We start from the raw sequence: 13,716 nt of genomic DNA on the forward strand, positions 1-13,716 counted from the left end.
GCAGCGCGTCGGGGCCGCCGATGCCGGCGAGAACCAGCACCGCGCCCGGCGCGGCATCGCTCGGCGGCAGATCCGGTTCCAGCTCGACCAGCGACAGGCCACCGGGGTGGATGTCTTCCGCCGGCTCGTCCTGTGCGTTCTCGACCACGGCGGCGCGCTCGGTGGCGGCCGGAACGTCATCGGTCTCGACCAGCGACCAGCTGCTGTGGTGACCCACGGCGGCCGGCGGCGCAGCGGCGGGTACCGGCGGCGGCGCGGCAGGTGCCGGTACCGGCGACGACTCAGCCGCCTGGATGGCAGCCAGCGCTTCCTCCAGTGACAGCGGCTCGCTGTAGCCTTCGCGGGCCGGGTACAGGCCGTCAGCAGGCACCTCGGGCGCGGCATCGAAGGCTTCGCGCACGTGGAAATCCAGCGGGGCATCCGCGTGCAGCTCGGCCGGCGTCACCGGCAGGCCGGGTTCCAGGTCGAGGATGCCTTCCTGTTCAGAGCCCGGCGGCAGCACGTCCTGATGGCCGTGCAGCTTGGCCACCAGATGACGCGCCCAGCGCTGCGCTTCCCAGCCTTCACGACGCGCGGCCAGTTCGGCCTCGTCGAAGATCAGGGTCAGCGCCGGCGACGCCAGCACCGGGTCCAGTCGCTCCAGCGCTTCCTCGATGGCAGGCTCCAGCGCGACCAGTACCGCAGCCGCACCGGCACCGCGCAGCGTATCGGCCTGCAGCGTATTCGGGTCTTCTTCCAGCACCACGCTGGCACCGGCCTGGACCAGTGCTTCACGCAGGCGTTCACGCGCCGGCCCGGTCCGGGCCAGCAGGGCGACCGACAGCGGCGAGATCAACTCATTCTCGGACACGGGCGATCCCCAGCAGGTCATACACGTTACGCATCAGGTCCAGCTCCTGGTACGGCTTGCCCAGGTAGCGCTGGACACCGATTTCAAAGGCGCGTTGACGGTGCTTGTCGCCGCTGCGCGAGGTAATCATCACGATCGGCACATCCTTGTAGCGCGGATCGGCACGCATGGTGGTGGCCAGTTCATAGCCGTCCATGCGCGGCATTTCAATATCCAGCAACATCAGGTCCGGCACGCGTTCTTCCAGGCGCTCCAGCGCTTCGATACCGTCGCGGGCCACCGCCACTTCGAAGTTGTGGCGCTCGAGGATACGGCCGGTCACCTTGCGCATGGTCAGCGAGTCGTCGACCACCATCACCAGCGGGACCTGACGGTCGCTGGCCTGGGCGGTGGTGTCGACCGGCTTGATCGGGTTGGCCTGGTGACGACGCACCAGCGGCGCCACGTCCAGGATGACCACGACGCGGCCGTCGCCGGTAATGGTGGCACCGTAGATACCCGGAACCGAGGCGATCTGCAGGCCGACCGGCTTGACCACGACTTCGCGGTTACCCAGCACCTGGTCGATGGCCACGGCGGCACGCAGTTCACCGGCGCGCACCAGCAGCAGCGGCACCTGATCCTGGCCTTCGGCCTTGGCCTGGCCCTGACCGACCAGCGTGCCCAGATCATGCAGCGCAAACTCTTCGCCGCCGTAGTGGTAACCGCCGTTGGCCGATTCGAAGCGCTCGCGCGAGATCCGGCCGATACCGCTGACCGAGGCGACCGGCACCGCGAAGGTGGTTTCGCCGATCTGCACGAACACGGCCTGGGTGACCGCCAGGGTCTGCGGCAGGCGCAGGGTGAAGGTGACGCCCTTGCCGCGCACCGAGTGGATATCCACCGAACCGCCGAGCTGGCGCACTTCGTTGTGCACCACGTCCATGCCGACGCCACGCCCGGCCAGCTGGCTGACCTGGTCAGCCGTGCTGAAGCCGGCCGCGAAGATCATCGCGTCCAGTTCGGCCTCGCTGATCTGCGCACCGGCTTCGATCAGGCCACGCTGTTCGGCGCGGCGGCGGATTGCTTCGCGATCCAGGCCGGCACCGTCATCGGCCACTTCCAGCACGATTTCCGAGCCTTCGCGGCGCAGACGGATGGCGATTTCGCCTTCTTCCGGCTTGCCGGCAGCGCGACGCTGCGCCGGCGTCTCCAGACCGTGTGCCACCGAGTTGCGCAGCATGTGTTCCAGCGGCGCAACCATGCGGTCGAGCACGTTGCGGTCGAGTTCGCCGTGGGTACCGTCGAGGGTGACGTGCACCTGCTTGCCGGTGTCCTGGCCGGCCTGACGGACCACGCGGCGCAGGCGCGGCACCAGGCCATCGAACGGCACCATGCGCGCACGCATCAGGCCGTCCTGCAGCTCCGAGCTGACGCGCGACTGCTGTTGCAGCAGCACGTCGTACTGGCGCGACAGGTCGTCCAGCACGCCCTGCAGACCGCCAAGGTCGGCCGCCGATTCGTTCAGCGCACGGCTGAGCTGCTGCAGCGTGGAGAAGCGGTCCAGTTCCAGCGGATCGAACTTGTGGTCGACCTGCTCCTGTTCGCGCTGGTAACGGGCGACGATCTGCGCTTCGGTTTCCAGGTCCAGGCGGCGCAGCTGATCGCGCAGACGGGCGTTGGTACGGTCCAGTTCGGCCATGGCACCGCGGAAGGCACCCAACTGCTGTTCCAGTCGCGAGCGGTAGATCGCCACTTCACCGGCATGGTTGACCAGGCGGTCCAGCAGGTCGGCGCGCACGCGCACCTGCTCCTGCTGCGGACGGGCCAGCATGTCGTCATCGGTGGCAGCTTCAAGCTGCACCGGAGCCGACAGCGGAGCCAGGTCGGCCAGCGGCGCGCGGCGTTCAACCAAGATCGGGGCAACGGCGGCCGCGGCGACAGTTTCGACCGGTGCCTGCACCGGCGCGGGCGCGTCGACCACCGCAGCGGCAGCCGGCACCGCTTCAACCGGTTCCGGATCCTGCGCGGCAGGCACTTCGATGGCCGGCGTTTCCACGCTCGTCTCAATCGCGGCCGCTTCCGGCAGGACATCCTCGACCGGCACAGCGTCGATCTGCACCGTATCGGCGATCGAATCAGACAGCACAGCCTCGTCGATCGGGGTTTCCACCGCAGTCGATACAACCGGCGCGGCGTCCACGCTCTCGATGTCGGCTTCAACGCCCTCGGCTCGGCCCAGGGTGCGCTGTTCGAAGGCGTTGATCAGGTCAACCGGCATGGCGACCGACTGATGATTGCCGGTTCGGGTCAGCATCTGGTGCAGGCGGTCGAAACCGCGCTCCAGCAATTTGACGTCGGCGCGATCAATGTCGGTACGGTTGGCCGCCACAACTTCCAGCAGCGACTCGATGCTGTGGCCGAGGTCGCCGATGGCGTTGATCCCGGCCATGCGTGCGCCACCCTTCAGGGTGTGCAGGTCACGCTGCAGCCCGGCCACCACTTCGCGGTCTTCCGGTGCATCGCGCAGCTCGCTGATCAGGCCATCGCAATGATCGAGCAGGTCCTTGCCTTCTTCGACGAAGATGTCGACCAGCTCGCGGTCGAGCTGGGTGAAGTCGAGCGGCTCGACGTCGTCCTGGTCTTCCAGTCCATCATCCTGTGCCGCGTCGATCGACACCGGTGCAACCAGCGGTGCCTCTTCCAGCTCGAACAGCGGTGCGGCGTCGCTTTCCGGACCGGCTTCGACACCGGCGAAAGCGTCGCTGTCGCTCTGCCCCGCCAGCGTGGCGTCCAGCGCGAGCAGGCCGTCGGCCGCTTCGCTGGTCTCGCCATCGACCACGGTCAGGCCATCGTCCAGCGCCTGCTGCAGGTCGACCGGTTCGCCGAACGCGGGGACCGGCGGCAGCACCTCGTCGAGTGCATCGGTCGCGTCCTCCACCGGTTCGGTGACCAGACCGGGATCGAAGTACTGCGACAGATCTTCGGCACCGGTGAGTTCCACCGCTTCCAGACCGGCCTCGGCGGCCGGGGCAACCGGTGCCTCAGCGCTGATGTCTTCAACGGCAGTCGCTTCCACCTCGACCACGTCGAGGCCCACCGGCAGGTCGGCGTCGAAGTAGGCCGACAGGTCATCGCTGCCGGTCAGCTCCTGCGCCGCCAAGGTGTCTTCGGGCACCGTGGCGTCCTGTGCCGGGGCGGCGTCGATCTCGACCACGCTCAGGTCGTCGGCTTCGATGATGGCCTGCTGCAGTTCTGGCGCGCTGGTCTCGTCCAGCGTCGCCAGACCGCCCTGCGCATCGAACTGCGCGGCCAGTGCAGCCAGTTCCTGCGCGGTGGCATCCTGCGCGTCGCGCAGGCTGACCGCAGAGGTCGGCTCGGCCGCCAGCGAATTGGCGGCGTCGTCGTCGAGTTCGCCCGCGTCCAGCTCGTCGGCAACCAGTGCCGGCCAGCGTGCTTCGGGCAGGGTTTCGGCCAGCGCCTGCAGGCGCGCGGCGAGTTCGGCCTGCGCCGGAATGCGCGGAGCCGGTGCCTGCAGTGCCTCCATGGTGGTACGGATGGCCGCCGCAGCGGCATCAAGCGCGGCCACGCCTTCGGCATCGGGCAGGGTGTCGGCAGCCAGCGAACGCTTGATGAAGCTTTCGGCGGCACCGGTGACAGCGGTGATTTCCGGCACGTCGGTCATCGCGAACGCACCGTTCATGGTGTGCACGGCGCGCAGCAGCGCGTCGGTGACCGGCTGCGGGCTGACCTTCACCTGCTGCAACCAGGTCTGCAAGGTGCCGTGATGGGTTTCGACTTCGGCTTCGAGGATTTCACGCAGCACGTCGTCGATGTTGGCCGGGGTGCCGGTCAACACGTCTTCGACGACGGCTTCTTCGGCGAAAGCCGCTTCGATGACCGGGTCAACCGCTGCCGGCGCTTCGACCGGCGCAACGGGGGCGGCCGCCGGACGCTGCAGCGGCACGTGGAAGGTTTCCTCGCCTGCGCCGACACGGTCGGCAATGGCCTGCATGGCCTGCAGGTCCGCATGCACGCGGCTGCCATCGCGCAGCGCGGCATTCAGCTGCGGCAGCACTTCGTACGCCTGGGTGACCATGGCGACCACGGCCGGCGACGCCGGCCGGGTGCCATCGAGCACGCGGTTGAGCATGCCCTCGATCTTCCAGCTGAACTCGCCGAGCGTACGCGCACCGACCAGACGTCCACTGCCCTTCAGGGTGTGGAAGACGCGACGGATCGGACGCAGGCGGTCCATGTTGTCGGGCGCGGCGCGCCAGACCGGCAACAGGTTGCCCAGGTTGACCAGTTCTTCGTCGAACTCTTCGATGAAGACATCGCGGATGTCCTGGTCGATGTTCTCGCCGTCGTCCTCGAAACCTGCTTCGATGCTGTCCACCGCGTCGACGGCGGGTTCGCCAGGTGCCGCCACGGTCGGCTCCGGAGCCGCAGGAGCGGTACTGAACTGTGCCGCAGCGGCGTCCAGCTCGGCCAGGAACCGGGCCGACTCGTCGTCCAGCTCGATCTTGCCGATCACGCCTTCCTGTACGTTGGCGACCGGAGCCGGCGAAGACGCCGCCACCGGCTCGGCGGCGGCCGGCAGGTCCTCAAGCGCTGCATCGCTCTGCAGGAACGCCGGCAACGCTTCCACGTCGACGGTCGTACCGGTCTCGATCGCATCGTCCACATTCAGCGACAGCACGTCGCCGGCATTGTGGAGCGCGTCGTCAACGGTGAATTCAATGGGTTCGTCGTGCAGCTCCAGCACGTCGCTTTCCGCAGCCACCGGATCAAACACCGAACCGGCGGTGATGGGCGACGCGGCCGCAGCGTCGAGGTCGGCCTCGATGCCGGTTTCGGCGTCGAAGCCGTCCAGCGAGATCGGCGCGATATCCAGCGCAGCGCCGTCCCAGCGACCGGTGGCATCGTCGCCCTCGGCCTGCACCGGATCGAAGCTGGCAAACGTGGGGGCCACTTCATCGTGCGGGGTTTCGGCCGCCACCGCATCGCTGCGCTCTTCATGCGCGAGCGTCCACTTCGGCGCATCGGCTGCAACCGGCGCGGTGGAGGCTTCAAACACCAGCGGCGGCAGGACGCGTGCAGCGGGTGCTTCGGTGGCCGGGGTGACCGCGGCCGGCTCCACCACGTCTGGCGTCACCGCCACAGGTGCCGGTTCGAAGGTGAAGTCCGGAAGCGGTGCCGGCGCAACCTCGCCCGGCGCAGGTGCGGCCGGCGTGACCTCGACCGGCAGCGGCTCGAACGCAACCGGTGCGACCGGCGCAATCGGCTCCGGCGTGACCGCCAGCACCGGTGCTTCCGCCTCGACGACGGCCTGCTGCTCAGCCGGCAACGGCCAGTAGCGCAGCGTTTCCAGGCTGGTGCGGGTGATGTCCAGAATGTCTTCGCGACCCGGGCGACGCTCGCGCAATGCCTCGAGGTAGTACTCCAGGCTGGCCATTGCGTCAGCCAGCGTATCCAGCTGACGGCCGCTGGGCACGCGCTGGCGGCCGATCAACTCCACCGCGATGTACTGACGTACACCCTGCAGGTAGTCGGCCGGCAGCGGCAGGTCCAGCATGCGCAGCGCGCCGGCGACTTCGCCGAGCAGACGCGGCACTTCGTCCAGCTGCTGGTGGTTCCAGTTGGTTTCAATGAAGGCGACGAAATGCTCACGGGCCGCGGCGAAATTGGCGATCGCCTCGTGCGCCAGCACTTCCAGCGTGCGGCGGCCTTCCACCGCGCTCGGGTCTTCTTCGCCACTGCCGCTGGCCCCCAGGTGCGCGACCTGGTCGTCCAGCGACGCGTCCACGTACAGCAGCGCGCCGGCGATATCCAGCAGCATGCCTTCGTCGATCTGCTGTTCGCCCTGGACCACGCTGGTCAGCGCATCGCGCTGCTGCACGACCACGCCGCGGGCCACGCCCAGGCCCATCATGCCCAGGGTATCCGCCACGGCACCGAGTTCATTGACCTGGGTCTGCAGCTGGGCCGGCTCGCCGCCGGTGCGCAGATGCAGGTCCAGCGCATCCTTGATGTGCAGCAGTTCTTCCTTGACCGCATTGCCGACGGTGTCAAGCAGCTCGCGGTTGCGGCCGCTCAGGCTGCCGCGGGCGTGGTCGAGCTCGGCTTCGGTGGCGCTGGCGCTTTCCGGAGCGAACGCGAACAGCACGCTTTCATTGATCCCCGGCGCGCCACGCGCGGCGCGGATCTCATTGAGCAGCGGCAGCAGCACGATCGGAATATCGCGGTGGCCGTTCTGCAGGCGCTCCAGATAGTCGGGCAGCAGCACGCTGCCGCGCATCAGGGTGGCGCAGGCTTCGTCACGGTCCGGCACCTGGCCCGCACCGACGGCGTTGGCCAGCTGCTCCATTTCCTCGGCAACCATGGCCGGGGCATACAGCTCCACCATGCGCAGGGTGCCCTGCACCTGGTGCAGGTAACCGGCGCAGAAGCGCATGCGGCTTCCGTCCGCCGGGTCTTCCACGAAGTACTCGACCTCGTTGCGCACCTGGCGCAGGGTCTCGTCCAGCTCCGGCTTGACCCAGCCCAGCGCGGCGTGGCTCATGGCATCGCGCAGCGTGCTCATGCCGGTTCTCCCGGCAGGTGGGCGCGCATGTCGTGCTGTGAATTCTCGCGATGCATCATCTGCTGATTCCTTCCCTCTTCGCGCTGCCTGCGGGTCACGCCGGCAGCTTGAAGTCGGCAACCGAGCGGCGCAGGTCGGCCGCCAGCTGTGCCAAATGACCGATCGACTCGGCGGTCTGTCCCGCACCCTGCGAGGTCTGGCCGGTAATCTGACGGATCACGCCCATGGTGCGGGTGATGTCCGATGCGGCCGACGACTGCTGCTGGGCGGCGATGGAGATGTTTTTAATCAGGTTGTTGAGCGCGTTGGACACGCGTTCAATTTCGGTCAGTGCGGTACCGGCGTCTTCGGCCAGTCGTGCACCGGACACCACTTCGGCGGTGGTCTGCTCCATCGAGCTGACCGCTTCGTTGGTATCGGCCTGAATGGCCTGGACCAGGTTTTCAATGCGTCGGGTCGCACCGGAGGTGCGTTCTGCCAGGCGCTGCACTTCGTCGGCCACGACCGCGAAACCACGACCGGCTTCACCGGCCGAGGCGGCCTGCACGGCCGCGTTCAGTGCCAGGATGTTGGTCTGCTCGGAAATGTCGTTGATCAGTTCCACGATCGAGCCGATTTCCTGCGAGGACTCGCCCAGGCGTTTGATGCGCTTGGACGTTTCCTGGATCTGGTCGCGGATCTGGTCCATGCCCTGGATGGTTTCACGCACCACGCCGGCACCCTCGGCGGCGATGACCACCGAGCGCTGTGCCACGTCGGCCGATTCGGCCGAGTTGCGCGACACCTGCTCGATGCTCGATGCGATTTCGCCAATGCGATCCGACGCCGAGGTGATCTGGTTGGCCTGGTGGCCGGCCGCTTCGGCCAGCTGCATGGCGGTGGCCTGGGTTTCCTGGGTCGACACGGCGACCTTGGCCGAGGTGTCGTTGATGGTGGTCACCAGGTGGCGCAGCTCGTCCACGGCGTAGTTGATTGCGTCGGCAATCGCGCCGGTCATGTCCTCGGTCACCGAGGCCTTCACGGTCAGGTCGCCTTCACCCAGCGAGCTGATTTCGTCCAGCAGCCGCATGATCGCCTGCTGGTTGCGGCTGTTGAATTCCACCTGGGTCTGGTAACGCAGTTCCTGCTCGCGCGAGCGGCTGCGCACCGAGCTGCTGACGAAGCCGATGATGGCGATCAGCGACAGCGCACCGGACACCACGCCCAGCCAGAAGTTCGGGAACAGACGGGTGTCGCGCACCGAGCCGAACGAGGAGAAGGCGTCGAACAGCTTCTTGCTGTCGTCCAGCATCTTGCCCGAGCCTGCGGTCAGGGCGGCGGCCGAGGACTGTGCCGAGAACAGCTGGCGCGAGCTGGCGAGGATCGCGTCGGCGTCCTGCTTCATGGTGTCCCACTGCTTCTGCGACTGCTCCAGCGCGGCCAGCGCGGCGGCGTTGCGAACCGGGGCGATGCCGAGTTCCTCGTTGCCGTTGCGCAGCGCATCCAGGACCTGGGTGAACACCACCGAGTCACGCGCCAGTGCGTCACCTGCGGCAGCGGCGTTGGTGCCGCCTGCGCGCATTTCAGTCACGCGGCGGGCCATCGAGCCGATCACCACCACCTGCTGCAGCGCGTTGTACACCTGCGAGGCGGGCGCACCGCTGGCGGACATGGCGCGGACCACTTCATTCAGCTGTGCCTGCAGTGCCGGCACGCCATTGACGAAGTTGTTGGCATTGCCGGCCAGGGCCAGCACCGCCGGTTCGCTGGCCACCAGCTGCGAGGCGCTTTTGCCCAGCGGTTCCCAGGTCTGGGTCAGCTGGTTCAGCGGGCCGGCCACCGTGGTCACCGTGCCATAGCGGCCCTGCAGGCTGCTGACCGTGCTTTCAATGCGCGACTTGGTGTCCTTGAAGGCGGTGAACGCCTGGGCATTACCCGAGACTGCTTCTCGCCCCTGGTTGGCCAACTGCTGCGAGAGCACCTGCAGGTCGGCTGCGCCGGTACTGGCACCGGCCAGGCGGCTGCCCTGCCAGGTCGCCACGCCGGTGTTCACACCAAACGCGATCATCGACAGGGCCAGCAAACCCAGCCAGAAATTGGTTCCCACCGAGCCCAGTTTGCCGGCCTTGGCGGTTTCCGAAGAAGTACTCATCGTTCAACCTCGATCTTCAATGCAGTGAGGAAGGCAGCAGCGATCAGGCCGCGGCCTGCCTGAATTCGGGGGTACGCGACAGCAGGGACAGCGAGAACACGCCCCAGTCATGACCGTCGCTGTGGAAGGCACGGTCCACGAAATGGGCATAGCGACCGGCAGCCAGGTCACCGATGGCGGTGTCCTGGTCCTGGTCGAAGCTGCGCTGGCCGAACAGTTCATCGATGGTCAGCGCCACGTCGCCGCCGGCCTGACGCATGATCAGCACGCGCTGGCCTTCCTGCTGGGTGGTGCGCTCACCTTCCAGGAAGCAGCGCAGGTCCACCACCGGGAACAGGTTGCCACGCAGGTTGCCGACACCGAGCAGCCATGGATGCGCCCCCGGCACCGGGGTGACCGGCGGCATCGGCACGATTTCCACCACCTCGCGGAAGTCCGAAACCAGCCGGCGGCTGCCGACGCGGTAACCCACGCCACGCCACAGGTCCTGGGCGAACTGACGCTCGGGCAGCTGCACCGCATGGGCGAGGCTGCGTCGTTCGTAGGCTTCAAGGATGTCGAAAGGAGAGCGCATCAGGCCACCGCCACCAGTTCATTGATCCGCGCCAGCAGTTCATCTTCGCGCGGCGGCTTGACCATGTAGTCGCTGGCCCCCTGGCGAATGCCCCAGGCCTTGTCGGTTTCCATGTTCTTGGTGCTGACAATGATCACCGGGATGCCCCTGGTGGCCTCGTCGCGGTTGAGTGCACGGGTTGCCTGGAAGCCACTCATGCCGGGAAGAACCACGTCCATGAGCACGAGCTGCGGCGCGTTTTCACGCACCAGCTTCAGACCGTCTTCGGCGTTTTCCGCGACCAGCACCTCATGCCCGGCCCTTTCCAGCCATTGCGTGAACACCGCCCGGTCGGTCGGTGAGTCCTCGATCAGAACGATTCGAGCCATTGTGCCTTTCCCCCCTGGTCAGGCGTTTACGTATGTGCGGATGGCACCCAGCAGTTCTTCCCGCGTGAAAGGCTTGGTCAGGTACTGCTCCGAGCCCACGATGCGTCCACGTGCCTTGTCGAACAGGCCATCCTTGGAGGACAGCATGATCACCGGCGTGGACTTGAACAGCTGGTTGCCCTTGATCAGCGCGCAGGTCTGATAGCCGTCAAGGCGCGGCATCATGATGTCCACGAAGATGATCTGCGGCTGTTGGTCGGCAATCTTGGCCAACGCCTCGAAACCATCGGTCGCGGTCACCACCTCGCAGCCTTCGCGCTTGAGCAGTGTTTCAGCGGTCCTGCGAATGGTCTTCGAATCGTCGATGACCATGACTCTCAGCCCTGCGAGTTCCCCACCCGCAGCCATGTTTTCAGTCATTACCTTTCCCCGAGCGCGCGACGCTTGTGCCTGGTGATTCGACGTCGCTGCGAAAGCGTATCTATATCCCACCGGGCCTCCGGCATCAAGGGTCTGGCGTGCAGCCCAAGCCACTCGCGCCCCCGCCCGACCGTAGCACCCCCGAACTGCGCAAACCGTGAAGGCGGCAAACGCAGCGTTCCGCCCAGTCAGGGAAGCCGTCGGGGCCCGATTGAAGCTACCATCAGCGTCTGCCCGCCAGGTTGTGACCATGCCGTTGAACGTCATCGTGGTGATGGACCCCATCGCCCACATCAAGATCGCCAAGGACACCACGTTCGCCATGCTGCTGGAAGCCCAGCGCCGCGGCCATGCCCTGCATTACGTCAGCCCCGGGGGGCTGGCCCTGCGTGATGGTGTGGCGGTGGCCCGCACCGCCCCCCTGCAGGTGCGCGACGACAAGGCCGACTGGTTCACCCTGGGTGAGTTCAGCCAGACCACCTTCGGTCCCGGCCAGGTGGTGCTGATGCGCAAGGATCCACCGGTCGACGCCGAATTCATCTACGACACCCAGGTGCTGGCGGTGGCCCAGCAGGCCGGGGCGATGGTGGTCAACGACCCGCAGGGCCTGCGCGACTACAACGAAAAACTGGCCGCCCTGCTGTTCCCGCAATGCTGCCCGCCCACCCTGGTCAGCCGCCGCCACGCCGACCTGAAAGCCTTCGTGCTCGAGCACGGCCAGGCGGTGTTGAAGCCGCTGGACGGCATGGGCGGCCGTTCGATCTTCCGCAGCGGCCGTGGCGACCCGAACCTGAATGTGATCCTGGAAACCCTGACCGATGGCGAGCGCAAGCTGGCCCTGGCGCAGAAGTTCATCCCCGATATCACGGCCGGTGACAAGCGCATCCTGCTGGTGGACGGCGAGCCGGTGGACTACTGCCTGGCGCGAATCCCGCAGGGCGACGAGTTCCGCGGCAACCTGGCCGCCGGCGGTCGCGGCGAAGGCCGCCCGCTGAGCGAGCGCGACCGCTGGATCGCCGCTCAGGTCGGCCCGGAGATGAAACGACGCGGCATGCGCTTCGTCGGCCTGGACGTGATCGGTGACTACCTCACCGAAGTAAATGTCACCAGCCCCACGTGCGTGCGTGAACTGGACGCCCAGTTCGGTCTGAACATCGCCGGCACTCTGTTCGACGCCATCGAGGCCGGCCTGCCACGATGACTGCGACGGCCGCCCCCCTGCTGCCCCATCAGACCCGCGAGTCGCAACGACTGGGAGCCACGCTGGCACTGTCGGCACTGGTCCACGGCCTGCTGATTCTGGGCGTGGGCTTTGCGGTCAGCGACAAGGCCGCGCTGGTGCCGACGCTGGACGTGATCTTCAGCCAGACCCAGACCGCGCTGACGCCGAAACAGGCGGACTTCCTGGCCCAGGCCAACCAGCAGGGCGGTGGCGACCATGACACTGCGCAGCGTCCGCGCGACAACCAGACCGGTATCGTGCCGCAACCGCAGGCCGGGCTCTCACCGGTACCGCAGCAACGACAGGATGCGGCCCGACCGCCGCCGCCGCAGGCACGGGTGGTCGCCACCCGCAACAGCCCGGACACCGTGGCCGACGCGCAGTCCCAGCCGCTGCCGGAAGAACCGCGACCGGACGCGCCGATGACCGCGCGTGAGCAGCGGGATGCCGAGATGGCGCGCCTGGCCGCGGAAGTGCACCTGCGCTCGGCGCAGTACGCCAAGCGTCCGAACCGCAAATTCGTTTCAGCAAGCACCCGCGAATATGCCTACGCCAACTACCTGCGCGCCTGGGTCGACCGCGCCGAGCGGGTCGGCAACCTGAACTACCCGGACGAAGCGCGACAGCGCCGACTGGGCGGCCAGGTCGTCATCACCGTCGGCGTGCGCCGCGACGGCAGCGTGGAAAGCGCGCGCATCCTGCGCAGCAGTGGCACCCCGCTGCTGGATGAAGCCGCGCTGCGCGTGGTCCGCCTCGCCCAGCCCTACCCGCCCCTGCCGGAGAGCAAGGACGACGTGGATATCCTGCAGGTCACCCGGACCTGGATGTTCCTGCCGGGTGGTGAGTTGCGCGACGACCGTTGACCGATCAACCCTGCTTGGCGGCGCGCGCGGCCTGCTGTTCAACCAGGGTCAGGGCGACGTTGTTGCGCAGGTATGCAGGCTCAACCCGCTCGGGGGCGGTAACCTCGCCGCGCTGGAACATCGGCACTGCCAGCGCCAGCACGTCCGATGCGCGCGGCAACGCCTGCGCATCCACACCCTCCAGCTGATCGGCCAGACGGGCGGCCAGCAGTCCCTCGCCCGCCGCGAAACCGGTGCCCACGCCAAACCAGCGGCTGCCGTCAGGCAGCTCCACCGCATCGGGGGCGCACACCTGCTCTTCGCCCTGCTGCTGCCACGCACCATCCACCCGCACCTGGCGGGCCACGTAGACCTCACCCATGCGCGCGTCGATGCTGCTCAGCACCTGGTCATGACCCGCCGGCGCACGCAGCGCCAGGGCCTGCAGGGTGGAGACCGGAATCAGCGGACGGTCCAGCGCCAGCGCGATGCCCTGGGCGATGGCAATCGACAGGCGCACGCCGGTGAACGCACCCGGCCCGCGTCCCAGTGCGATGGCATCCAGCTGCGAACGCGCGATTCCGGCCTCTGCCAGCAGCTGCCCGGCCCAGGGCAGGCTCAGCTCGGCATGGCGGCGCGGAGCCAGTTCGAAGCGCTCATGCACCTCACCGTCCACATAGACGGCAACGGAACAGGCTTCGGTGGCGGTTTCAAAGGCGAGCAGTTTCATGGGCACGACGGAGT

Annotated in this window: 8 protein-coding genes and 1 pseudogene; 2 read left to right on the forward strand and 7 right to left on the reverse strand. The window is 67.5% G+C overall.

Annotated elements, in window-relative coordinates; translation table 11 throughout:
- The 6 genes and pseudogenes from RT551_RS15735 to pilG all read right to left on the reverse strand — a co-directional run.
- Nucleotides 1-850 (reverse strand): annotated as a pseudogene (locus RT551_RS15735) (chemotaxis protein); the annotation flags it as partial.
- A complete protein-coding gene (locus RT551_RS15740; RefSeq protein WP_313460404.1) occupies nt 837-7,415 on the reverse strand; it encodes an Hpt domain-containing protein in 6,579 nt (2,192 codons plus the stop codon). The pseudogene RT551_RS15735 and the gene RT551_RS15740, both read right to left, overlap by 14 nt.
- 94 nt (nt 7,416-7,509) lie before the next feature.
- A complete protein-coding gene (locus tag RT551_RS15745; RefSeq protein WP_313460406.1) occupies nt 7,510-9,546 on the reverse strand; it encodes a methyl-accepting chemotaxis protein in 2,037 nt (678 codons plus the stop codon).
- Between the two features lie 43 nt (nt 9,547-9,589).
- Nucleotides 9,590-10,120, reverse strand: a complete 531-nt coding sequence (locus tag RT551_RS15750; RefSeq protein ID WP_313460408.1) for a chemotaxis protein CheW — start codon at nt 10,118-10,120, stop codon at nt 9,590-9,592.
- A complete protein-coding gene (locus RT551_RS15755) occupies nt 10,120-10,488 on the reverse strand; it encodes a response regulator (RefSeq protein ID WP_313460410.1) in 369 nt (122 codons plus the stop codon). The genes RT551_RS15750 and RT551_RS15755 overlap by 1 nt, the downstream gene beginning before the upstream one ends.
- 18 nt (nt 10,489-10,506) lie before the next feature.
- Complete coding sequence (gene pilG, locus RT551_RS15760; protein WP_017356958.1) at nt 10,507-10,908, reverse strand: twitching motility response regulator PilG; 402 nt, start codon at nt 10,906-10,908, stop codon at nt 10,507-10,509.
- A gap of 250 nt (nt 10,909-11,158) precedes the next feature.
- Here pilG and gshB point away from each other — a divergent pair, with 250 nt between their 5' ends.
- Both gshB and RT551_RS15770 read left to right on the forward strand, forming a co-directional pair.
- A complete protein-coding gene (gene gshB / locus RT551_RS15765; protein WP_313460412.1) occupies nt 11,159-12,109 on the forward strand; it encodes a glutathione synthase in 951 nt (316 codons plus the stop codon).
- A complete protein-coding gene (locus tag RT551_RS15770) occupies nt 12,106-12,993 on the forward strand; it encodes an energy transducer TonB (RefSeq protein WP_311192294.1) in 888 nt (295 codons plus the stop codon). The genes gshB and RT551_RS15770 overlap by 4 nt, the downstream gene beginning before the upstream one ends.
- A gap of 4 nt (nt 12,994-12,997) precedes the next feature.
- Here the strand turns inward: RT551_RS15770 and tsaB are convergent, their stop codons facing one another.
- Entirely contained in the window at nt 12,998-13,702 is a 705-nt protein-coding gene (gene tsaB, locus RT551_RS15775) for a tRNA (adenosine(37)-N6)-threonylcarbamoyltransferase complex dimerization subunit type 1 TsaB (RefSeq protein ID WP_313460414.1), read from the reverse strand.
- Nucleotides 13,703-13,716: the final 14 nt, after the last annotated feature.

It is taken from the genome of Stenotrophomonas sp., assembly GCF_032103445.1.
Taxonomy (GTDB): domain Bacteria; phylum Pseudomonadota; class Gammaproteobacteria; order Xanthomonadales; family Xanthomonadaceae; genus Stenotrophomonas.